The sequence below is a fragment of the Staphylococcus sp. HMSC067F07 genome, from assembly GCF_001837405.1.
Taxonomy (GTDB): Bacteria; Bacillota; Bacilli; order Staphylococcales; family Staphylococcaceae; genus Staphylococcus; species Staphylococcus capitis.
The window spans coordinates 497,101-521,693 of record NZ_KV832237.1 but is presented as its reverse complement, the minus strand read 5'-3'; the positions used below and the strand labels follow the sequence as shown (position 1 = coordinate 521,693).

The following is a 24,593-nucleotide window of genomic DNA, read 5'->3' as shown; positions in this document are numbered from 1 at the left end:
AATTTTTAGAATAATTGAAATTTATTATCGTTTTAGTTAGTCCATAAAAATGATTTATGCTATGATATGTGTGTTAAGAAAAATCGAAATAAGGGGTTATCACGTTGAATAATCACTATAAAGTAGGTCAACATATCAAGGTACGTGTGACTGGTATTCAACCGTATGGCGCATTTGTTGAGACCCCTGACCATACTGAAGGACTAATCCATATCTCTGAAATCATGGATGACTATGTCCATAACTTGAAGAAATTTCTATCTGAGGGACAAATTGTAAAAGCTAAAATTTTATCCATCGATGATGAAGGAAAATTAAACTTGTCTTTAAAAGATAATGATTACTTTAAAAATTATGAACGTAAAAAAGAAAAACAGTCAGTCTTAGATGAAATAAGAGAGACGGAAAAGTATGGGTTTCAAACACTTGAAGAACGCTTACCGGTCTGGATCAAACAGTCTAAACGTGCCATTCGTAACGACTGAATGACTGTACATTCGTGCCAATATGTGATGAGCTCACTAAGAGTAATTCATCGCATCATAACGATAATCTTTACGATATATAGTCGTAGGATTATCGTTTTCTTTTTGTCTTAAAAGCAATTTTTAATTTATAAATTTAAATACGTTCTATCTTTGAAAATATAAAAAGTGATACAAAGGAACACAGATTTAAGAAATCTGCGTAATCTCAACTAATTACCTTTCTAAAGGTAAAGTTTCGATAAAAATGCACGTGCAAGCAAAAAATTAGAGATATTTAAAACTTGCATGATATAGTCGTGACAACATAAAAACAAGGAGAGTATTAACACATGAATAATAAATATAAATCTTTATTCGAACCACTCGTGTTACCTAATGGTGTAGAATTGAGAAATCGTTTTGTTTTAGCTCCATTAACTCATATTTCATCGAATGATGATGGAACGATTTCTGATGTAGAAATTCCATATATTGAAAAACGTTCTAAAGATGTAGGACTTGCTATTAATGCTGCAAGTAATGTTAATGATGTTGGGAAAGCTTTCCCAGGACAGCCCTCAGTAGCTCATGATTCTGACATTGAAGGCCTAAAAGAACTTGCAAAAGCAATGAAGAAAAATGGTGCGAAAGCAATAGTACAAATTCACCATGGTGGTGCTCAAGCTTTACCTAATCTAACACCACAAGGTGATGTTGTCGCACCTAGTCCTATTACACTCAAGAGTTTTGGTCAGCAAGAACCTCACGAAGCGCGTGAGATGACTTCTGACGAAATAGAACAAACGATTAAAGATTTTGGAGAAGCAACAAGAAGAGTGATTGAGGCAGGTTTTGATGGTGTAGAAATCCATGGCGCGAATCATTACCTTATCCACCAATTTGTGTCACCTTATTATAATAGAAGAAACGATGTTTGGGCAGATAATCTTAAATTCCCAATGTCAGTTATAGAAGAAGTTGTTAAAGCTAAAAAAGAATATGCTAATGATGACTTCATAGTGGGTTATAGATTGTCACCTGAAGAAGCAGAATCTCCAGGTATATCAATGGAAATTACTGAACAACTTATCAATCAAATTGCGAATCAACCGTTAGATTATATTCATATTTCTCTCATGGACGTTAATTCTGAAACACGAGATGGTAAATACAAAGGTGAAAATCGTCTTAAACTGATTCATCATTGGATTAATGGTCGTATGCCTCTTATTGGTATTGGATCAATATTTACACCTGAAGATGCGTTAAATGCCATTGACAATGTCGGTGTAGAACTTGTTGCGTTAGGTCGTGAAATTCTTCTTGATTATGACTTTGTCGGCAAAATTAAAAATGGACAAGAAGATGAAATTATTAGTGAGTATGATCCGAATAGAGAAGATCGTCATGAGTTACCACCAAATTTATGGAAACAATTTGATGAAGGATTCTATCCATTGCCTCGTAAAGATAAATAAACATTTCAGTACTAAACCAAGTTCCAACTTAATAGAGGGACTTGGTTTATTTTTTTATTCTAAAAGGTTGTAAGTTATAAATTAAAAGTTGTGGAAATATTGTAAATTTTGCTTGTAAATTGTAGCAATATTGTGTCATTATATTTGTAAGGGCTTTCAAAGATGTTGGTGTTCACTTTTGATGTGCTTAATTATTGATTTAAAATAGCCGACGCAAAAATTTTTAGAGGGTATTTCATTTTCAATAAAATAAAGCTTGAGAGCCGTTAGAAATCAGTTATGATATTGTTAATAAGTTTCATAATTTTGATAACAAAGGGGAGATATTATGACTAAATCTGAACAAATTATTGAATTGACTAACCACTATGGTGCACATAACTATGTACCACTTCCAATCGTTATTTCGGAAGCGGAAGGTGTATGGGTTAAAGATCCAGAAGGAAATCAATATATGGACATGCTTTCAGCTTATTCTGCGGTAAATCAGGGACACCGTCATCCTAAAATTATTCAAGCTTTGAAAGAACAAGCAGATAAAGTGACTTTAGTTTCTCGCGCATTTCATAGTGATAACTTAGGGGAATGGTATGAGAAAATTTGCAAATTGGCTGGTAAAGATAAAGCATTACCTATGAATACTGGTGCTGAAGCAGTCGAAACTGCATTAAAAGCAGCTCGACGTTGGGCTTATGATGTTAAAGGGATTGAACCTAACCAAGCCGAAATCATAGCGTTTAATGGTAACTTCCATGGTCGTACAATGGCTCCAGTATCACTTTCATCAGAAGCTGAATATCAACGCGGTTATGGTCCTTTACTAGATGGTTTCCATAAAGTTGATTTTGGTGATGTTGATAAGTTGAAAGAGGCAATTAATGAGAACACTGCAGCGATTTTAGTTGAACCTATTCAAGGGGAAGCTGGTATTAATGTACCACCAGAAGGTTATCTTAGAGAGATTAGAGAATTATGTGATGAACACAATATTTTATTTATTGCAGATGAAATCCAAGCAGGTCTAGGTCGTTCTGGTAAACTATTTGCTACAGATTGGGATAATGTTAAACCAGATGTCTACATTTTAGGAAAGGCTTTAGGCGGAGGCGTGTTACCAATTTCTGTAGTTTTGGCAGATAATGAGGTGCTTGATGTATTTACACCAGGATCACACGGTTCAACATTTGGAGGTAATCCGCTTGCTTGTGCAGTTTCTATTGCAGCATTAGATGTAATTATAGATGAAGACTTGCCGGGCCGTTCATTAGAACTAGGTGAATACTTCAAGGGTGAGCTTCAAAAAATTGAACATCCTTCAATTAAGGAAGTTCGCGGAAGAGGTTTATTCATTGGTATAGAGCTTAATGAAAGTGCTAGACCATATTGTGAAGCCTTAAAAGAAAAAGGTTTATTATGTAAAGAAACGCATGATACAGTAATTAGATTTGCACCACCATTAGTTATCACTAAAGAGGAATTAGACCTAGCATTAGATAAAATTAGAAGTGTATTTGAGTAAGTTCAAAAACTTGTAACATTCGCTTTGTAAACCCTTTAAAAAGCGTATACTTGTGTTACAATAAAATTTGAAAGCGAAATCATTAGTTAAAAAGAGGCGAATAGGATCATGACTGAGAATAATAATTTAGTGACTTCCACTCAAGGGATTATTAAAGAAGCATTACACAAATTGGGATTTGACGATGGAATGTACGATCTTATTAAAGAACCATTAAGATTTTTACAAGTTCGCATTCCAGTTCGCATGGATGATGGTACAGTTAAAACTTTTACTGGATATCGTGCACAGCATAATGACGCCGTTGGACCTACTAAAGGTGGGGTACGTTTCCACCCAGAAGTTGATGAAGAAGAAGTTAAAGCGTTATCAATGTGGATGACGTTAAAATGCGGTATCGTTAACTTACCGTATGGTGGTGGTAAAGGTGGTATCGTTTGTGACCCACGTCAAATGAGTATTCATGAGGTTGAACGATTATCTCGTGGGTATGTAAGAGCTATTTCTCAATTCGTTGGACCAAATAAGGATATTCCAGCACCAGACGTATTTACTAACTCACAGATCATGGCATGGATGATGGATGAGTATAGTGCACTAGATAAATTTAACTCACCAGGTTTCATCACTGGTAAACCTATCGTTTTAGGTGGTTCAGAAGGTCGAGACCGTTCAACAGCTTTAGGTGTTGTTATTGCAATTGAACAAGCAGCCAAACGTAGAGGTATGAATGTTAAAGACGCTAGAGTAGTTATTCAAGGTTTTGGTAATGCTGGTAGTTTCTTAGCTAAATTTTTATATGACTTAGGTGCCAAAGTAGTTGGTATTAGTGATGCTTATGGTGCATTACATGACCCTAATGGTTTAGATATAGATTATCTATTAGATCGTCGTGATAGTTTCGGTACAGTGACTAACTTATTTGAAGAAACAATCTCTAACCAAGAATTATTTGAATTAGATTGTGATATTTTAGTACCTGCTGCAATCTCTAATCAAATTACAGAAGATAATGCGCATGATATTAAAGCTGACATTGTTGTTGAGGCGGCTAATGGTCCAACAACTCCAGAAGCTACACGTATTTTAACTGAAAGAGGTATTTTACTTGTTCCAGACGTATTAGCAAGTGCTGGGGGAGTGACAGTATCTTATTTCGAGTGGGTACAAAATAACCAAGGTTACTACTGGACAGAAGAAGAAGTTAATGAAAAATTACGTGAAAAATTAGTCACTGCATTTGATACAATTTATGAATTAGCTCAAAACAGAAAAATTGATATGAGACTTGCCGCGTATATTGTAGGTATTAAACGTACAGCAGAAGCTGCTCGTTATCGTGGTTGGGCTTAATATTTACAACTATATAAAGAAAGTGATAGGCAAACCTGCAACTTGTAATGAGTTGTAGGTTTTTTAAAGTTAAGAACCAGTTGAGAACTTCCGAAAAATATAAATAAATCTAGATATTTCAGTTTAAACAAGAAGCACTGATTAAACTGATGATAAATCTTTGTGAGGGTTTTAACGACATATTAAAAGACCTTGTGACATAATTTAACTATCTCACAAAGTCTTTTTTAATAGGAGATTATTATTGTTGTTTTGAAACTGCTTTATATAAATCAGCATAGTTAGTGAAGACGCCATCTACACCATACTGATTTAAACGTCTCATATCATTAACTTTATTTACTGTATACGGGTGTACTAGGAAACCTAAATCTTTTAAGTGTCTAGTATTTTTTATATTCAAGTCCGTGTATTCTGGACCGACACCCACTGCATATGATTTAATCGCTTTTAAATCTTGTTCTGAAGCGTTTGTTAATTCGAATTTATTCATTAGTTTAATTAAAGGTACATTCGGATTCATTTGATGTAATTTTTGTAAGCTATCTCCGGAAAATGATTGCAACATCACATGTCCATTTTTTAATGAACTATTTGTTAACATACCATGTTGATTTAGAGTATTAAGTAATTGTTTTTCCATTCCTGGATAAACATTCGGTGATTTTGTTTCAATATAATAGTTGGCATTTTTGCCATATCTATCTAAAATTTCATCTAACGTTGGTACTTTTGCATTTTTATAGTTCTTGTTGGCATATTTAGGATTTGCTTTGTTAAACCAACTTCCAGCATCAAGCTGTTTTAATTGTTTTAAAGTATAATGATCTACGCGTCCATGGCCATTTGTAGTACGATTTACCGTTTCATCATGCATGGCAACTAAATGACCATCTTTCGTACGTTGTAAATCAATTTCTATGTAAGAGGCGCTTAATTCATTATGACTTTTATCATAAGATTGATAAGTATGTTCAGGTGCATAACCACTTGCACCTCTATGAGCTATAGTTGTATATTTTTCTCCTGTAGGATTAGTAGCCCAGTGAGGATGTGAATCGTTTGTTTTTCCACTTACTGAATCAGATTCAGGTTGACGTTTAAAATGATTATCTTGAGTTGTATTAGTTGTTTGTTGTGTTTGACTTTGATTGGCTTTAACTCCTTTAGTATTAAGGAAGTTAGAGGTAGTAATACAAATGATACCTATAAATAGCACGACCAAACTCGTCAAAACTATTCTTTTAGATTTGAACATAAAAACATCCTTTCAAATTGATGTGATAAATATAAATTACACCATTTTAAAAGGATGAAAAAGAGAATGCGATAAATTTTATATAAAATTTACTAACTTCAAATATTATTAAAAAACTTAATTAATATTTAACAAATTTCGAAGGTATCATAACAACATTCAATCATATTTCAAAGATATTAAGCTAATAATGATTTTGCTACATTCAATTGATGTTTAACGGAATCTTGTCCTGTTGAGCCGTAACTTTTACGACGTTTTAAACAATTTTCAGGATTTAAATAGTCATAAATATCTTCATTAATGCTAGAATGTTGTGCTTGATACTCTGATAGTGGTACATCAAGAAGATAAATACCTTTGTGAATACAATTTAGCACGATTTTACCAACAATTTCATGTGCAGTTCTAAAAGGAACCCCTTTACTTACTAAGTAATCTGCAAGCTCAGTGGCATTTGAAAAATCTTTTTTTACAGTTTCACTTAATCGATCAGTATTAACAGTCATTGAAGCTATCATACCTTCAAAGATGCGTAGAGAACCTTTGACCGTATGAATTGCATCGAATAAACCTTCTTTATCTTCTTGTAAATCTTTGTTGTAAGCTAGAGGCAAACCTTTAAGCGTAACTAGCATACTCATTAAGTGACCTGTCGTTCGTCCAACTTTCCCTCTAATTAATTCTGCCATGTCTGGGTTCTTCTTTTGAGGCATAATAGATGATCCAGTTGAAAAAGCATCTGATAGTGTTATAAATTTAGCTTCATCCGTAGACCAGAAAATAATTTCTTCAGCAAAACGAGATAGATGAACCATAGTTAATGAAATATTATGCAACGTTTCGATAATGTAATCACGGTCGCTCACTGCATCGAGACTATTTTCATAAATATTAGCAAAATCTAAAAGAGCTTGTGTTTCATGTCTATCTATTGGGTGAGTTGTACCACTTAAAGCAGCAGCGCCTAGTGGTGATATATCGATACGTTTCAGACTATCATTGAAGCGTCCTTTATCACGCTCTAACATCCAGAAGTAAGTCATTACATGATGTGCAAAAGAAATAGGTTGTGCACGTTGGAGATGCGTATATCCTGGCATTATCGTATCTACATGTTCTTCAGCAAGTTTAATTATTTCATGTTGAAATGATTTGATTAATTCGATAATATTTTGAACTTCTTCTTTTGTATATAAATGCATATCTGTAGCAACCTGATCATTTCTACTACGTCCTGTATGCAATTTACCACCAGTTTCCCCAATACGTTGAATCAACTCATGCTCAATATTTAGATGTATATCTTCTAATGATGCTTTGAATTCAATATTACCTTCATTAAAATCCTTTTGAATATTTTTTAGTCCTTGAATGATAGACTGAGCTTCATCCTGTGTAATGATATGTTGATTCGCAAGCATTGTGGCATGTGCAATACTACCTTGAATATCTTGATTAATTAAATTTTTATCAAATTCGATTGAAGCATTAAAGTCATCAACCCAATCTTCTGGTTGAGCTTCAAATCTACCTCCCCAAGCTTTACTGCTCATCACTATAACCTCCATGTAACATTGCATTTACTTGTGTTGGTAATCCATAGATGTCAATAAATCCTACTGCCGCTTCTTGATTGAATGCATCTTCTTTAGTGTAAGTAGCAAGTTTCTCATCATATAAAGTAAATGGTGATTTTCTACCGTTCACTATTGAGTTGCCTTTAAATAATTTAACTCTTACGTCACCTTCTACATATTGTTGCGTACTATCAATAAAGAGTTTCAAACTATCTGTAAGAGGTGAGAACCATAGTCCATTATAGATTTGTTCTGAAAATTGCTTTTCAATAACTGGTTTAAAGTGAGCAACATCTTTTGTTAAAGTAATTGTTTCTAGCGCCTTGTGAGCTTTGAGTAATACTTCAGCACCAGGAGTCTCATAAATCTCTCTAGATTTAATACCCACCATTCTATTTTCAACGTGGTCAATTCTTCCAATACCATGTTTACCAGCTAATTCATTTAAGTAAAGAATAAGGTCATCGAGTTGATAATCTTTACCGTCAATTTGAACTGGAAGTCCTTTTTTAAATGAAATAATAATCTCATCTGCTTTATCAGGTGTCTGTTCTAGAGGTGTAGTTAAGTCAAATGCATCCTCAGGTGGAGCAGCATAAGGATCTTCTAAAATACCACATTCATTTGCTCTTCCCCATAGATTTTGGTCGATAGAGTAGGGAGAATCGTGATTGATTGAAACTGGAATGTTATGTTTGATTGCGTAATCAATTTCTTCTTCTCTACTCCAAGCCCACTCACGTACAGGTGCAAATGCTTTTAAATTAGGGTTTAATGCTTTAATAGCCACTTCAAAACGTACTTGATCATTTCCTTTACCAGTACATCCATGTGCAATTCCAATAGAATTAGTTTTCTCAGCGATTTCCACTAGCTTTTTAGCAATTAATGGACGAGAAAGTGCAGAAACTAGGGGATATGCATTTTCATACATTAAATTTCCTTTAATTGCATAACTTACATAATCTTCACTAAATTCTTTTGTTGCATCTATAATGTGACATTCAATAGCTCCCATATCTAATGCTTTTTGATATACAACATCAAGATCTTTACCTTCTCCTACGTCTAAGCAACATGCTACGACGTCGTATCCTTTATCAATTAACCATTGCACTGCAACGCTTGTATCTAAACCGCCAGAATAGGCTAAAACAATTTTTTCTTTCATAAGTTTACACCTCTAATAAATTTTCAGAATTTTAATATGGATACATCATAGCAGATTACAGATGAAAATAAAACCATTTTATTACATAAATATTCAAAATGCGATAATGATGTAATAGGTGTATCAATTATTAAACTTTGTAATAACGGTATTTTTAATATATTTAAAAATTCTGTAAAATGAATATAAGATTAATAAAGAAATTACTGATAAAAACTATAAATAACTTGTAATTTAACTTAAAAATTCACAGAACAATCATTTTTCAGTCATTGAGATAGTCTTTGGAATTGAATAGCTCATTTAAACTTAGTAGAATTAAAATAGTACACATCATAGGAGGCAATAAGATGACTCATATTCAATTAGATTATGGTAAAACCTTAGAATTTTTCGACAAACATGAATTAGAACAACAAAAAGAAATCGTTAAAACGATTCATCATACAATTCATAAAGGTAATGGTGCAGGTAATGACTTTTTAGGTTGGTTAGACTTACCAGTAGATTATGACAAAGAAGAATTTTCAAGAATAGTGGAAGCATCAAAACGTATTAAGTCTAATTCTGATGTACTTGTTGTAATTGGAATCGGTGGTTCATATCTAGGTGCGAGAGCAGCTATTGAAATGCTAACTTCATCATTCAGAACAAGTAATGAATATCCAGAGATTGTATTTGTAGGTAATCATTTATCATCAAGTTATACTCAAGAATTAGTAAATTATTTAGCTGATAAAGACTTTTCAGTAAATGTAATCTCTAAATCAGGAACAACTACTGAACCAGCAGTTGCATTTAGATTATTTAAACAACTAGTCGAAGATAAATATGGAAAAGATGAAGCGAAAAAACGAATTTTTGCGACTACAGATAAATCAAAAGGTGCTTTAAAACAATTAGCAGATAATGAAGGATACGAAACTTTTGTAGTACCTGACGATGTAGGTGGAAGATATTCAGTTTTAACTGCAGTAGGTTTATTACCAATCGCAACAGCTGGTATTAATATCGAATCAATTATGATTGGTGCAGCTAAAGCACGTGAAGAATTATCATCTGAAGATTTAGAACAAAATATTGCATATCAATACGCAACTATTCGCAATATTTTATATAGCAAAGGTTACACAACAGAAATGTTGATAAACTATGAGCCTTCTATGCAATATTTTAATGAATGGTGGAAACAATTATATGGTGAATCTGAAGGTAAAGATTTCAAAGGTATCTATCCTTCAAGTGCCAATTACACAACAGACTTGCACTCTTTAGGACAATACGTACAAGAGGGTCGTCGTTTCTTATTTGAAACAGTTGTGAAAGTTAATCATCCTAAACATGATATTACTATTGAACAAGATAGTGAAGATTTAGATGGATTAAATTATTTAGCTGGTAAAACAATTGATGAAGTTAATACGAAAGCTTTTGAAGGAACACTATTAGCGCACACTGATGGTGGTGTTCCTAATATCGTAGTTAACATACCTCAACTAGACGAAGAAACATTCGGCTATGTCGTGTATTTCTTTGAACTTGCGTGTGCAATGAGTGGTTATCAATTAGGAGTTAATCCATTCAACCAACCTGGTGTAGAAGCTTATAAACAAAATATGTTTGCATTACTAGGTAAACCAGGATATGAAGATAAGAAAAAAGAATTAGAAGATCGCTTATAATTTTTCGATTGTAAGTTATCATTCGAATATAGTAATTTTATAGCCAAGGCTTGAGAATATTTCTTAAGTTCTTGGCTTTTTTCATACTCTGTTTGAGATTTTATAATTAATTTTCATATAAATACCAAAAAGAGTATTTATCACTAAAATTTGATTTATGTTGTGAACAAAATTTAGTTGTTTCAAAAAGCGTAAAATACCACTATAATAATAAAGTAATACTAACCCTAGAAAGGATTTGATGTTTTGTCGTTTCATCAATTAGAAGAATGGTTTGACATATTTCGGCAATTCGGATACATTCCTGGGTTCATTATGCTCTATTTAAGAGCAATTGTACCTGTGTTACCTTTGACACTCTATGTTGTGTTATTAATGCACGCTTATGGGTCAATTCCGGGAATTATCATCAGTTGGTTAGGCATCGTAACTGGTACATTTACTGTATTTTTAGTGTGTAAGAAATTAATTAATACTGAAAAAATGAAAAATGTGAAGAAAAGAAAATCTGTACAAAGACTTATAAGTTTTATAGATAGACAAGGTTTAATACCTTTATTTATTTTACTATGTTTTCCATTTACACCTAATACATTGATTAATTTAGTAGCAAGTTTATCTCATATTAAGGTAAAGTATTATTTTATTGTTTTAACTATTTCAAAACTTATTTCAATTACTATTTTAGGAGTAATGGGAAGAGAAGTAACTACTATTTTTACTAATCCTATTCGCGCATTAATAATGTTATTATTACTCGTTGCACTTTGGTTTATTAGTAAAAAAGTGGAAAAATATTTTATGGGTTCTACTAAGGAGTGACAATGTGCAACGCACGATTAAATATTTGATTTCCTTAATTTTTGCAATTATTATTGTACTATTCATTCAAACATTTATTGTTGTTGGGGCGGTTATACCAAATCATGATATGTCTCCAACTATGAAGAAGGATGATAGAGTAATTGTTAATAAAATAAAGGTGACTTTCGATTTACTTAAAGATGGGGATGTTATCATGTATAGTCGTGACAATAAAATCCATTTCAGTAGAATTGTTGGTAAACCTGGAGAATCAATTGAAATTATAAATCATAACTTATATAGAGATGATAGACGCGTCAATCAACAATATGGTAAAAATAGACAAATAAATAATATTGCATTACGAGATATTAAAGATTCAGATGGAGATACTGTACCACCTGGTTCATATTTTGTATTAAATGATAATGATGATAAAAAATCAGACTCAAGACGCTATGGTTTAATTGATAAAAAAGATATCATTGGCGATGTGAGTTTAAAATATTACCCTTTTAAAGAATTTGCCTATGATTTTTATAAATTAGAAGAGGTGTGAAAATTGAAAAAAGAAATAGTAGAATGGATTGTCGCCATTGCCGTAGCGCTAGCACTTATATTTGTAATTGGGAAATTTATTGCTAAGCCGTACACTATTAAAGGTGATTCAATGGATCCTACACTTAAAGATAGTCAACGTGTAATGGTAAATATTATTGGTTATAAAATTGGTGGCGTAAAAAAAGGTAACGTCATTGTTTTCCACGCTAATAAAAAGGATGACTATGTAAAACGTGTTATTGGAACGCCAGGCGATAGTGTTCAGTATAAAAATGACACATTATACATCAATGGAAAGAAACAAAAAGAACCATATTTAAATTATAATGAAAAGCGAAAACAAACCGAATATATTACAGGAACATTTAAAGTTAAAGACTTACCAAATGCTAATCCTAAAACAAATGTAATACCTAAAGACAAATACTTAGTTTTAGGTGATAATCGTGAAGTAAGTAAGGATAGTCGCTCATTTGGTTTAATTGATAAAGATCAAATTGTTGGTAAAGTATCATTTAGATTCTGGCCGTTTAACGAATTTAAATCAAATTTTAATCCGGAAAATACCAAAAATTAAAAAGTATACAAAATGATTTTAATAATGGGGATGTCTATAATTAAAAATTATAGACGTCTCCATTTTTTATTAATATTAGAACCTAACTTTGATGTGATAATATAAAGGATAAAGGAGTGAGGGAATGTTATGGAATTAAATACATATATCGGTAGAGCTGGTACGGGCAAATCAGCTTCGATGTTAAATTATATAAAGAATGAAATGAAACATGATCCTTTAGGCGATCCCATCGTATTAATCGCTCCAACTCAGAGTACGTTTCAATTAGAACAAGCTTTTGTAAATGATTCAGAACTTAATGGAAGTTTGAGAACAGAAGTCCTTCACTTTGAAAGATTAAGTCATCGTATTTTTCAAGAAGTAGGGGGATATACAGAACAAAAATTATCTAAAGCTGCTATGCAAATGATGATTTATCATATCGTTCAACAATATGATTCAGAACTTAAATTATACCGTTCTCAATCTAAATATTATGGCTTTAGTGAAAAACTTGCTGAACAGATTCAAGATTTTAAAAAATATAGTGTTACACCGGACCATTTAGATCAATTTATTACAGAACATCAATTACAAACAAGAACGCAACATAAACTAGAAGATATTACTCTAATTTATAAAGAATTAGAATCTCGCATGAGCGGTGAATTTATAACTACTGAGGATAGTTTAGAGCGTTTTATTGACCAAATGTCTAAATCTGAGTGGCTCAAACGGGCAGAAATATTTATCGATGGTTTCTACAACTTCTCAACACTTGAATATAGGATTATTGAAGCTTTAGTACAACATGCTAAGAGTGTCACAGTTCTACTAACAACAGATGGTAATCAAGACCCATTCAGTCTATTTAGGAAGCCATCAGAAGTTTTAACACATCTTGAAGACATTGCGAATCAATTAAATATTCACTTAAATAAAACCTTATTTAAACAAAAGTTTCGATTTGAAAATGATGATCTCAAACATTTAGAAAGTGATTTTGATGCTTTGCAAATGACACCTCAATCTCATTCAAATTATGTGGAAATACTTGAATCTTCAAATATGCGTGAAGAAGTAAATGAATTAGCAAGACGAATTATTAGAGATGTTCGTGATCATCATTTGAGATTTCAAGACATTGCTATCTTATATCGTGACGAATCATATGCATATTTATTCGAATCTATTTTTTCTTTATACGACATTCCCTTTAATATCGATACAAAAAGGTCAATGTCACACCATCCAATTATGGAAATGATTCGTTCTTTAATAGAGGTCATACAGTCAAATTGGAATATTAACGCAATGTTGCGTTTATTTAAAACAAATGTACTAACTTCACAATTTAAGAATAGTAGCTACTTAATAGATTTATTGGAGAATTTCGCATTAGAGCGCGGTGTATATGGTAAACGTTGGTTGGATGAGGAAGTATTTCATGTTGACCAATTTAATAAAATGGGACGTAAATCTCATGCTCTAACCCCTCAAGAAAAAGAAACTTACGAAGAGGTAGTTCGTTTAAAGAATAACGTCATTGATAAAGTTCTTTACTTTGAAAAAGCGATGAGTGACGCTACCACTGTGAGAGATTTCGCGACTGCTTTTTACGAAAGTATGGAATATTTTGAGCTGCCAAACCAACTCATGACTGAGAGAGATGAGTTAGATGTAGAAGGTAAGCATCAACAAGCGGAGGAAATCGATCAAATTTGGAACGGATTTATTCAAATTTTAGATGATTTGGTAACAGTTTTTGATACTCAAGAGATGACTTTGAAACAATTTCTTGAAGTGTTTGATATAGGATTAGAGCAACTAGAATTTGTCATGATACCACAGACCTTAGATCAGGTAAGTATCGGTACAATGGATTTGGCTAAGGTCGATAATAAACGACATATATACATGGTAGGTATGAATGATGGTTCATTACCTCAACCGGTATCTTCATCTAGCTTGATTACAGATGAAGAAAAGAAATATTTTGAACAAAATGCACAAATTGAACTAAGTCCGACATCAGATATTTTACAAATGGATGAAGCATTTGTTTGTTATATTGCTATGACACGCGCACGAGAAAAAGTAACTTTTTCATATAGTTTGATGGGAAATTCAGGCGATGAAAAAGAAATAAGTCCATTTTTATCACAAATTAAAGATTTATATCATCATTTAGATATAGTTAATATTCAACAAGAACATGAAGAACAACCAATAAGTCTTATGCAACATGTGCATCAAACTAAAATTGAATTATTTGATGCATTGCGTACATGGTTAGACCATGAGGACGTGGATATAAGATGGCTAGATGCATACCAAGTGATTCGAGATGATGAGCAATTAAATGATGGATTGGATTATCTTATCACTTCTCTAACTTATGATAATGAAACAGTACAATTAAATGAGACACTCACAAAGCAATTGTATGGAACAACTATTAATGCAAGTGTGTCACGTTTTGAAGGCTATCAACAATGTCCATTTAAGCATTATGCCTCCCATGGTTTAAGGTTAAATGAACGTTCGAAATATGAATTACAAAACTTTGATTTAGGAGATATATTCCATTCAGTGCTCAAACATATTTCTGACCGTGTAGAAGGTGACTTTAAAAACTTAGATCGTAAGAAGATTAAAGAGCTAACTGAAGAAGCATTAGAGTTGATACTGCCTAAAGTTCAATTCAACTTATTGAATTCAACAGCCTACTATAAGTATTTATCTAGAAGAATAGGTTCTATAGTAGAAACAACTTTAAATGCATTAAAGTATCAAACAGGCTTTTCAAAATTTATACCGCAAAGGTTTGAGACAGGATTCCGAAAATCACCTAGAAATAAAGATGAATTAGTTACGCAACCTCTACATACTAAACAGGGAATCCCAATTAACATAAGAGGTCAAATCGATCGGATTGATACGTATACTAAAGGCGATCACAGTTATGTAAATATCATTGATTATAAATCTTCAACTGGTAGTGCGACTTTAGATTTAACGAAGGTGTACTATGGTTTGCAAATGCAAATGATGACTTACATGGACATCGTCTTACAAAATAAAGATAGATTAGAACTTACTGATATCGTTAAACCTGGTGGATTACTTTATTTCCATGTCCATGAACCACGTATTAAATTTGATAACTGGTCTAAAATTGATGAAGATAAATTAAATAAAGAACTAATTAAAAGTTTCAAAATGAGTGGTCTTGTAAATAGTGATGAGGAAGTAATAGATGCTTTAGATAAGCGTTTGGAACCAAGTTTTAATTCAGATATCGCCCCAATTGGTTTAACTACTAAAGGTGCCATAAGTAAGAATACGAGTCGTGTAGCGAATGAAAACGTTATTCGTCAATTTATTCAGCACAACAAAAATAACTTTATCGATACGGCTACTCACATTATGGATGGCCATACAGAGGTAGCCCCTTTAAAATATAAAAATACTTTACCATGTCAATTCTGTAGTTATCAGTCAGTATGCCATGTGGATAGTATGATAGATAGTAAACGCTATAGAACTGTAGACGAGTCTATTAAACCTATAGAATTAATCCAAAATATGATTGACGAAGGTGGTGACCAGTGATGATACCAACTAAACCTAATGACGTAATTTGGACTGACGCACAGTGGCGTAGTATATACGCTAAAGGTCAAGATGTACTCGTCGCTGCTGCCGCTGGTTCAGGTAAAACTGCCGTATTAGTTGAACGTATTATTCAACGTATTCTCCGAGATAATATGGACGTTGATCTTTTACTAGTTGTAACATTTACAAATTTAAGTGCGCGTGAAATGAAGCATCGCGTAGATCAACGTATTCAAGAAGCTTCTCTTGCAGAACCTGAAAATGAACATTTAAAAAATCAACGTGTTAAAATTCATCAGGCTCAAATTTCTACATTACACAGTTTTTGTTTAAAATTAATTCAACAACATTACGATGTTTTAGATATTGATCCTAATTTTAGAACAAGTAGTGAAGCTGAGAATGTCTTATTATTGGATCAAACAATTGACGATGTTCTTGAACGTCATTATGACATTTTAGACTCAGATTTTATCGAGTTAACTGAGCAATTATCCTCAGATAGAAATGATGACCAATTTAGAAATATTATTAAACGTTTGTACTTCTTTAGTATTGCGAATCCTAATCCATTCGAATGGTTAGATCAGTTATCTCAACCTTATAAAAATGAAGGCCAACAAGATCAATTGCTGAAATTACTTAATGATTTGGCAATGATATTTCTTAAAGCTGCTTATGAAGAGATTATAAAAAGTTTTAATTTGTTCTCAATGCTCGACAATGTGGAAAAGCAATTAGAGGTAGTGGAAGATGAACACCGCTTTGTTTCTAAAGTGATCGAAGGTGACATGATTAATTCTGAATTATTGGTCTCACATGAATTTGTGAGCCGTTTCCCTTCAATTACCAAAAAGATTAAAGAAGCAAATGAAGGTATGGAAGAAGCGTTAGATGACGCTAAGAAACATTACGATAAATACAAAAGTCTAGTTAGTGACGTAAAAAATGATTATTTTTCAAGAAGTGCTGAAGATTTGAAGTTAGATATGCAGAAATTGGCTCCCAGAGTAGCCTATTTAGCTCAAATCGTAAAAGATGTGATAGAGGAATTTAGCAAGCAAAAACGAAGTCGTAATTTATTGGACTTTGCAGATTATGAGCATTTTGCCTTGCAAATACTCACTAATGATGATGGTACGCCTTCACATATCGCAAAAACGTATCAAGAACATTTTGAAGAAATCCTAGTGGATGAGTATCAAGATACAAACCGTGTTCAAGAAAAGATTTTATCTTGTATTAAAACAGGTGAAGAGTACAACGGAAACCTATTAATGGTAGGTGATGTTAAGCAATCAATCTATAAATTTAGACAAGCTGATCCAAGTCTATTTATTGAGAAATATAATCGGTTCACTAGTGAAGGGGAAGGTACAGGTATGGTCATCGACCTATCTCAAAACTTCCGTTCTAGACAAGAGGTACTGTCTACCACAAATTATTTATTCAAACATATGATGGACGATAACGTAGGAGAAATAATATATGATGATGCGGCTCAATTATATTATGGAGCACCATACGATCAAACTGATAAACCTGTACAACTTCGTGCATTAATTGAAGCGGATAAAGAAACGAGTGAATTGACTGGAAGTGAGCAAGAAGCCAATTACATCGTAGAACAAGTAAAAGATATAATTGCAAATGAACAAGTATTTGATATGAAGACTGGAACATATAGAAGTGTAACATTCAAAGATATTGTAATACTTGAGAGAAATACTGATAATGCGCGTAATTTGCAACAAGCTTTTAAAAATAGTGATATTCCCTTCCATGTTAAAAGTAAAAAAGGATATTTTGAACAAACTGAAGTACAACTTGTTTTATCATTTTTAAAAACTGTTGATAATCCCTTACAAGATATTTATTTAGTAGGACTCATGCGTTCAGTTATTTATCAATTCACTGAAGATGAATTAGCAGAAATTAGAGTAGTTAGTCCTAACGATATTTATTTTTATCAATCGATTCAAAATTATATTGAGGATGATAATTCTAAAACTCATTTAGTTCATAAACTACAAAGATTTATAAAAGATATAAAAAATTATCAAGATTATAGTCAAAATCAACCTGTTTATCAGCTAATAGATAAATTTTATAACGACCATTTCGTAATACAGTACTTTAGTGGTCTTATTGGTGGTAAAGGTCGACGTGCAAACCTTTATGGCTTAATTAATAAGGCTATCGAGTTTGAGAACTCTAGCTTTAGAGGTTTATTCCAATTTATTCGATTTATTGATGAATTGATTGATAGAGGAAGAGATTTCGGTGAAGAAAATATAGTTGGACCAAATGATAATGTTGTTAGAATGATGACCATTCATAGTAGTAAAGGATTAGAGTTTCCGTTCGTTATTTATTCAGGACTTTCTAAAAAATACAATGAAAAAGACCTGACTCAGCCTGTAATTCTAAACCAACAATACGGATTGGGAATGGATTATTATGATACTGATAAAGAAATGGTTTATCCATCATTATCCTCAGCAGCCTATCGCGCTATTAATAGAAAAGAGCATATTTCTGAAGAAATGCGTCTTATTTATGTAGCATTAACTCGCGCTAAAGAACAATTAATTTTAATAGGTAGAGTCAAAAAAGAACAAGAATTGACAGAACTTGAACAATTACCTATATCTGCAGATCTTATTGCAGTGAATGAGCGCTTGACGGCTAAAAATTCATTTAAATTTATTTACAGTATTTTATCCAAACATCAATCAGCATCTTTACCTGATGATCAGAAATTCGAACGAGATATTGAAACACTTAATTCTGAAGTGAAACCACGCGTAACGATTACAATTGATCACTACGAAGATGTATCTACAGAAGAGGTCACGCCTGAAAATGAACGTCGAACAGTTAACGATATTGACGACATTAACAGTGGAAATGATGACGTAAAAGCTAAGATTCACCATCAATTAGCATATAGATACCCTTATCAAGATGATACTTTGAAACCTTCAAAGCAGTCTGTATCTGAACTTAAACGTCAACTTGAAACTGAGGAAAGTGACACAAATTATGATAGAGTTAGACAATACCGTATCGGCGTAGCGACATATGAGCGACCTAGATTTTTGAGTGAAAATAAGAAACGTAAAGCCAACGAAATTGGTACGTTAATGCACACAGTCATGCAACATCTCCCTTTTAATGAATCAGGATTAACAAGAGAAGAGCTAGATTCATATGTTGATAAGCTGATTCAACTTAATATCATTGAAGAGGATGCCAAAGCTGATATTAAATATGATGATATTATGAGATTTATTGAAAGTTCCTTGTATTTGCAAATTGCACAAGCAGACAAAGTGTATACTGAATTGCCGTTTGTAGTTAATCAAGCTATGGTCGATCAATTACCTGAAGATAATCAAGACGTTTCAATTATCCAAGGTATGATTGATTTAATTTTCCAAAAGGATGGAAAATACTATTTCGTTGATTATAAAACAGATGCATTTAATCGACGAAAAGGGATTACTGATGATGAGATTGGTCAACAACTCAAACAGAAATATCAAATCCAAATGGAGTATTACCGTAATACGTTAGAAACTATACTCAAACAGCCGGTTCAAGGTTATCTATATTTCTTTAAATTTGGTATGTTAAAGATAGATGAATAAAAATGTGTTTCAATTAGTTAGAATAAATATTCGCTATGTCAGTCATAAGTGTAAGGCTTATGATGACGTAGCGTTTTTATTTATTGATATCAAATATCCTATTAAGAAATTTCTTAATTTTCTTACTTATATGTTTGTTATTTGAACTTAGATATAGTTATAATATGTAATAAGATATAGATGAGGAGTTGATTATGAATGAAATTTTTATCATTCAAACACAATGACAGAACTTCATACGGGGTAAAAGTTAAACGTGAAGATGCTGTTTGGGATTTACCAATGGTTTTTGCTGAATTTGGTGAAGAAGATTTTCATCCCAAAACATTACTACAAGGATTACAACAAAACCAGACTTTAGATTTTCAAGAACAAGTACGTAAAGCAGTTGTGGCTGCTGAAGATAGCGGTAGAGAAACAGAGTTTAAAATTTCGTTTAATGATGTAGAGTTTTTACCTCCAGTTACACCTCCAAATAATGTTATTGCATTTGGGCGTAATTACCAAGATCATGCGAGCGAATTAAATCATGAAGTTGAACGTTTATATGTATTTACTAAAGCTGCTTCATCTTTAACTGGTGATGAATCAACAATTCCTAATCATAAAGATATTACAGACCAATTAGATTACGAAGGTGAACTTGGTATTGTCATTGGTAAATCAGGTGAGAAGATTCCTAAAGGTTTAGCTTTAGATTATATCTATGGTTATACAATTATTAATGATATAACTGACCGCACAGCTCAAAATGCGCATGACCAAGCATTCTTATCTAAAAGTTTAACTGGTGGCTGTCCAATGGGACCTTATATCGTCACTAAAGATGAATTACCAACCCCTGAAAATGTTAACATCGTAACTAAAGTGAACAACGATATCCGTCAAGATGGTAACACTGGACAAATGATTCTTAAAATTGATGAGTTAATTGAAGAAATTTCTAAATATGTAGCACTACATCCAGGTGATATTATCGCGACAGGTACACCAGCAGGCGTAGGAGCAGGTATGGAACCGCCACAATTCTTGCAACCTGGTGATGAAGTTAAAGTTACAATTGATAACATTGGTACGTTAACGACTTACATTTCAGAAAAATAATTAATTACTACTAAATTTTAAAAGCTTGTTGTATATAGATAGGCTGTCGATAAAATTACTTTTATCGACAGCTTTTTAGATTTGAGTTAACTCATCATTTATATTTCTAACTACATACAAAATGATAGAGTTATAAAATTTAAAAGTGCTGCTACATTTATAATTTCTAAATATGTTATGATAGTTGAGAAAATAAATATATGGGGGGACACAAGCATGTTACATGTCCATATCTTAAGTTGGGTATTAGCAATAGTATTATTTATCGCAACTTATTTAAACTTTTCAAAAATACAAGGTCCTTCACCTTACTTTAAACCATTACATATGGCATTAAGACTATTTATGTTACTCACATTATTTACTGGTTTCTGGGAATTAATTAAAGAATTTATCGCAGCAGCTCATGGCGATGGTGGAAACCATATGTTACTTACTTTGAAAATGCTATGTGGTTTAGCGGTTATTGCTTTAATGGAAGTAACCATAGCTAAAAGAAAGAAAAAAGAAGAAGGACATAAATTCTTTTGGATTACAATCGCGCTAATTATTATAACAATGGCTATTGGCATCATCTTGCCATGGGGCCCATTAACTAAAATGTTTGGTTTAGGTTAAAGTAATTAAAACAAGAAACTGCGTCTATACGTCATTGTATAGTACGCAGTTTTTTTATGTTCTTTTGGTTACATTATAGATTTTAAATATTACTTTATTAGATAGAGCAAGGTTATGAGCGATGTAAATGTGCTTTATCTAGCTTTGTAACCAATCATATTAATTAAATCTTTTGGGTGACTATATGGTGGAGCATAAGCAACTTCAAATTCTGTTAATTCATCAACTGTCATATGGTTCATCATTGCTATAGACAAGACATCAATTCTTTTATCTACGCCTTCTTGTCCAACTGCAGCGGCGCGTAAAAGTTTACGTGAAGTTTTGTCATAATATACTCTTAAATGTAGGGGAGTATTTCCTGGGTAATAACCAGCATGAGCTCCTTGTTTAACTTCTACCATTTCATAATCAAAATGAGAAAGTTCATTTGGTTTAACACCCACACTTGCGAATGTATAATCAAAGAATTTAACAATATTAGATCCTAAATACCCTTTAAATATAATTGATTTATCTCCAGCTAATTGTTCTGCAATAATGCTAGCCCCTCTGTGTGCTCCCCATGCCAATGGTACTTGAGCTTGTAAATCAACATGTCGATAAAATGAAGTTATAACATCACCTAAAGCGTAAATATTGGGTATATTTGTTTGAAATTTATCATTTACTGGTATGAAGCCGTGATCATCTAAGTGAATATTAGAAGATTTAATAAAGTTCGAATGCGGATGTGTTCCTACGCCTTCAATAATAAGGTCGTATTTTTCAGTTATCCCAGATGTAAAAGTAACTTCATTACCTTTAATTTGATGGATTTCTTCGTCAAATCTGTAAGAGATATATCTTTTTTCTAATTCATCGATAATAGGGTGATTCATATCTTGATCCATTAGTTTATTAATTTGCTCTGAACGATGAATTAATGTGACGTCGAGCCCACGGGTATATAAGTTCTCTAATACTTCTAGTGATATATAACCAGCACCGACTACCAACGCGTTTTTAGCATGGTTATTAGAGATAAACTGATCAATTGCATCAGTATCTTCTAAATTTCTTAAATTAAATGAAATATTGCTATCAAATCCTAGATTATTAGCCCCAGCACCAGGACTTAAAATAAGCGTGTCATATGATTCTTCAAATGTTTCTCCGGTTTGTCTATTCACAACAGTGACTGTTTGATGCTTATCATTAATTTCAGTTACTTCATGATAGGTTTTAACTTTAATTTGCTTTTTATCATAAAATGATTCTGGTGTATAAGCTAATACTTTTTCCCTTTCAGTAACAAGCTGACCAATATAATAAGGTAGGGCACAGTTAGCAAAGCTCATATCTCTATCTTTCTCAAATACAATAATCTCGCTTTCTTTATCTAAACGACGAATCTGACTAGCGCAAGTTGCACCGCCTGCAACAGCACCAATAATGATTATTTTATTCAAATTGTGAACTCCTTTTATAAAAAATTAAAAAAATAAAAAGGGATACATCATCCATGTCATCCCCTTTAATACTTATCTTATTAATAATAACGAATATTCAAATCAAAGAACTCATTTAAATAGCGACCTATACCATCTTCGTTATTACTATATGTCGTATCATTTGCGACATCTTTTAATTCCTGTAAACCGTTATTCATTGCAATACCATGTGATGCATATTTAATCATTTCTATATCATTATCTTCATCACCGAAAGCAATCACTCGTTCATCTGCGACATTAAGATACTGTTTAACGCATTTGATGCCTCGTGCTTTATTAATACCACGTTTAACGATTTCTATAACAGGAAATGGTGCACCCCAACGACGATGTTCAATATTCTCAGCGTAAAAATGAGTTAACATATCCTTTATTTTAGGAATATTATCTTCTTCTGCTTCAACAAGTAAAGAAGTTGGAGGTTCTGTTAGTTGCTCTAATAAATTACCTGTTTGTATTTTAGGATTCCCCATTGAAAATCCTTCAAATAGGCGTGGATCATGATTATTAATGAATACATAATCTTTTACTTCAGCTATGATATTTGTAACATGAGATTGTTGAAGGGCAGTTATTATATTTTTTGAAATTTCTACATCTAAAACTTCATGTATTGTAGTAAAATCGTTAGCTTTAGGATGATGGACGTAAGCGCCATTGAAATTGACAACCGGTGTATTCATATTTAATTCATGATAATAGATTTGACTTGCTCTATATGGACGACCAGTAGCAATCATAATATGATGGCCACGTTGTTGTAGTTCAGTTAAAACTTGTTTTGTATAGGATGAGATTTCTTTGTTGTCATTTAATAATGTTCCATCTAAATCTAGACAAATTAAATAAGGTTGCATATAAGACTCCTTGTGTATCAATTGTTCATGTAACAGTATCATAGCATTTTATTGGCGTTTTGTCGGATATTTGATATATTAGTATAAAGATAATTTTAAAGAGGTGATACTAATGGAGGAAGCATTAAAAGATAGTATCCTAGGGGCTCTTGAAATGGTAATCGACCCTGAATTAGGCATTGATATTGTCAATTTAGGTTTAGTATATAAAGTTGATGTAGACGATGAAGGTCTATGCACAGTTGAAATGACTTTAACTTCTATGGGCTGTCCTTTAGGACCACAAATTATTGAACAAATTAAAGGTGTATTAGCAGAAATTCCTGAGATTTCTGATACAGAAGTAAACATTGTTTGGAATCCGCCTTGGAATAAAGACATGATGTCTCGTTATGCTAAGATTGCTCTCGGTGTTGGATAACTAATAAATGACTAGGAATAGTTACACATTTTTACTTTTAAAATATGTGTAGCTATTCTTTTTTGTTTAAACATATAAAATTTTTTATGATAGCGCTATTTAAGATTAAAGTGAGTTAAGAAATTTTTAATAAATTGACATTACTATTTAAATTGAATTAATGTTACAAATATATTACAATACATAAGACTTACTACATTTCGGGAAATGAAAATTCTTGCATAAAAGTGTTTAGATTTGCGCGTTATATAGTGCATGTTTAATGAAAATGTGAGGTATTTGACATAAATTTATTAAGTTAATAAGAATGAAACAGTAATTTTCAATATTTAATATGTATGGAAAATTGAATAAGAAGTGTATTAGATGAACTGAAAAGCATTTGTTTTATCAT

18 protein-coding genes are annotated in these 24,593 nt (G+C 32.3%); 13 read left to right on the top strand and 5 right to left on the bottom strand.

The annotated features are described in order from the left end of the window. The first annotated feature begins 104 nt into the window (after positions 1–104). The 4 genes from ygs (at position 105) to HMPREF2706_RS09350 (ending at position 4,817) form a co-directional block, all read left to right on the top strand. Positions 105–485: a S1 domain-containing post-transcriptional regulator Ygs gene (gene ygs, locus HMPREF2706_RS09365; RefSeq protein ID WP_002433374.1), complete on the top strand. Its 381-nt coding sequence runs from the start codon at positions 105–107 to the stop codon at positions 483–485. 332 nt (positions 486–817) lie between these two features. Then, the gene (locus HMPREF2706_RS09360) at positions 818–1,945 is read left to right on the top strand and encodes an NADH-dependent flavin oxidoreductase (RefSeq protein ID WP_030065046.1); all 1,128 of its coding nucleotides are present in this window, start codon (positions 818–820) and stop codon (positions 1,943–1,945) included. A gap of 328 nt (positions 1,946–2,273) precedes the next feature. Continuing rightward, a complete protein-coding gene (locus HMPREF2706_RS09355; RefSeq protein ID WP_023350605.1) occupies positions 2,274–3,464 on the top strand; it encodes an ornithine--oxo-acid transaminase in 1,191 nt (396 codons plus the stop codon). Between the two features lie 108 nt (positions 3,465–3,572). Then, complete coding sequence (locus HMPREF2706_RS09350; RefSeq protein WP_023350604.1) at positions 3,573–4,817, top strand: Glu/Leu/Phe/Val family dehydrogenase; 1,245 nt, start codon at positions 3,573–3,575, stop codon at positions 4,815–4,817. A gap of 241 nt (positions 4,818–5,058) precedes the next feature. On the opposite strand, the gene HMPREF2706_RS09345 is transcribed toward HMPREF2706_RS09350, so the two are convergent. From HMPREF2706_RS09345 to HMPREF2706_RS09335, 3 genes are all read right to left on the bottom strand, one after another. Continuing rightward, positions 5,059–6,036, bottom strand: a complete 978-nt coding sequence (locus HMPREF2706_RS09345) for a glycerophosphodiester phosphodiesterase (protein ID WP_371106844.1) — start codon at positions 6,034–6,036, stop codon at positions 5,059–5,061. 218 nt (positions 6,037–6,254) lie between these two features. Further along, the gene (gene argH / locus HMPREF2706_RS09340; protein ID WP_030065050.1) at positions 6,255–7,631 is read right to left on the bottom strand and encodes an argininosuccinate lyase; all 1,377 of its coding nucleotides are present in this window, start codon (positions 7,629–7,631) and stop codon (positions 6,255–6,257) included. Beyond that, the gene (locus HMPREF2706_RS09335; protein WP_002433255.1) at positions 7,621–8,826 is read right to left on the bottom strand and encodes an argininosuccinate synthase; all 1,206 of its coding nucleotides are present in this window, start codon (positions 8,824–8,826) and stop codon (positions 7,621–7,623) included. Before HMPREF2706_RS09335 ends, argH begins: the two co-directional genes overlap by 11 nt. 350 nt (positions 8,827–9,176) lie before the next feature. Between HMPREF2706_RS09335 and HMPREF2706_RS09330 the strand changes: the two genes are divergently transcribed. The 8 genes from HMPREF2706_RS09330 (at position 9,177) to HMPREF2706_RS09295 (ending at position 21,425) form a co-directional block, all read left to right on the top strand. Next, on the top strand, positions 9,177–10,508 hold the full coding sequence (locus HMPREF2706_RS09330; protein ID WP_023350601.1) for a glucose-6-phosphate isomerase: 1,332 nt from the start codon (positions 9,177–9,179) through the stop codon (positions 10,506–10,508). 246 nt (positions 10,509–10,754) lie between these two features. Further along, entirely contained in the window at positions 10,755–11,330 is a 576-nt protein-coding gene (locus HMPREF2706_RS09325; RefSeq protein ID WP_002433402.1) for a TVP38/TMEM64 family protein, read from the top strand. Between the two features lie 4 nt (positions 11,331–11,334). Beyond that, the gene (gene lepB, locus HMPREF2706_RS09320; RefSeq protein WP_030065052.1) at positions 11,335–11,871 is read left to right on the top strand and encodes a signal peptidase I; all 537 of its coding nucleotides are present in this window, start codon (positions 11,335–11,337) and stop codon (positions 11,869–11,871) included. 3 nt (positions 11,872–11,874) lie between these two features. After that, positions 11,875–12,450 (top strand): signal peptidase I, encoded by a 576-nt coding sequence (gene lepB, locus HMPREF2706_RS09315; RefSeq protein ID WP_002433408.1) that lies wholly within the window; start codon positions 11,875–11,877, stop codon positions 12,448–12,450. A 129-nt stretch (positions 12,451–12,579) separates the two neighbouring features. Beyond that, entirely contained in the window at positions 12,580–16,047 is a 3,468-nt protein-coding gene (addB, locus tag HMPREF2706_RS09310) for a helicase-exonuclease AddAB subunit AddB (RefSeq protein ID WP_030065054.1), read from the top strand. Then, positions 16,047–19,703: a helicase-exonuclease AddAB subunit AddA gene (gene addA / locus HMPREF2706_RS09305; RefSeq protein ID WP_070862334.1), complete on the top strand. Its 3,657-nt coding sequence runs from the start codon at positions 16,047–16,049 to the stop codon at positions 19,701–19,703. Before addB ends, addA begins: the two co-directional genes overlap by 1 nt. Positions 19,704–19,901: 198 nt before the next feature. Beyond that, the gene (locus HMPREF2706_RS09300) at positions 19,902–20,807 is read left to right on the top strand and encodes a fumarylacetoacetate hydrolase family protein (protein ID WP_002433262.1); all 906 of its coding nucleotides are present in this window, start codon (positions 19,902–19,904) and stop codon (positions 20,805–20,807) included. A gap of 216 nt (positions 20,808–21,023) precedes the next feature. Further along, on the top strand, positions 21,024–21,425 hold the full coding sequence (locus HMPREF2706_RS09295) for a YisL family protein (protein WP_002433419.1): 402 nt from the start codon (positions 21,024–21,026) through the stop codon (positions 21,423–21,425). Between the two features lie 134 nt (positions 21,426–21,559). Here the strand turns inward: HMPREF2706_RS09295 and HMPREF2706_RS09290 are convergent, their stop codons facing one another. Further along, positions 21,560–22,876, bottom strand: coding sequence for a CoA-disulfide reductase (locus HMPREF2706_RS09290; protein ID WP_030065058.1), 1,317 nt, complete (start codon positions 22,874–22,876; stop codon positions 21,560–21,562). An 80-nt stretch (positions 22,877–22,956) separates the two neighbouring features. Next, on the bottom strand, positions 22,957–23,778 hold the full coding sequence (locus tag HMPREF2706_RS09285; RefSeq protein WP_023350596.1) for a Cof-type HAD-IIB family hydrolase: 822 nt from the start codon (positions 23,776–23,778) through the stop codon (positions 22,957–22,959). Positions 23,779–23,890: 112 nt separating this feature from the next. Here HMPREF2706_RS09285 and HMPREF2706_RS09280 point away from each other — a divergent pair, with 112 nt between their 5' ends. Further along, positions 23,891–24,199: a metal-sulfur cluster assembly factor gene (locus tag HMPREF2706_RS09280; RefSeq protein ID WP_002433201.1), complete on the top strand. Its 309-nt coding sequence runs from the start codon at positions 23,891–23,893 to the stop codon at positions 24,197–24,199. Positions 24,200–24,593: the final 394 nt, after the last annotated feature.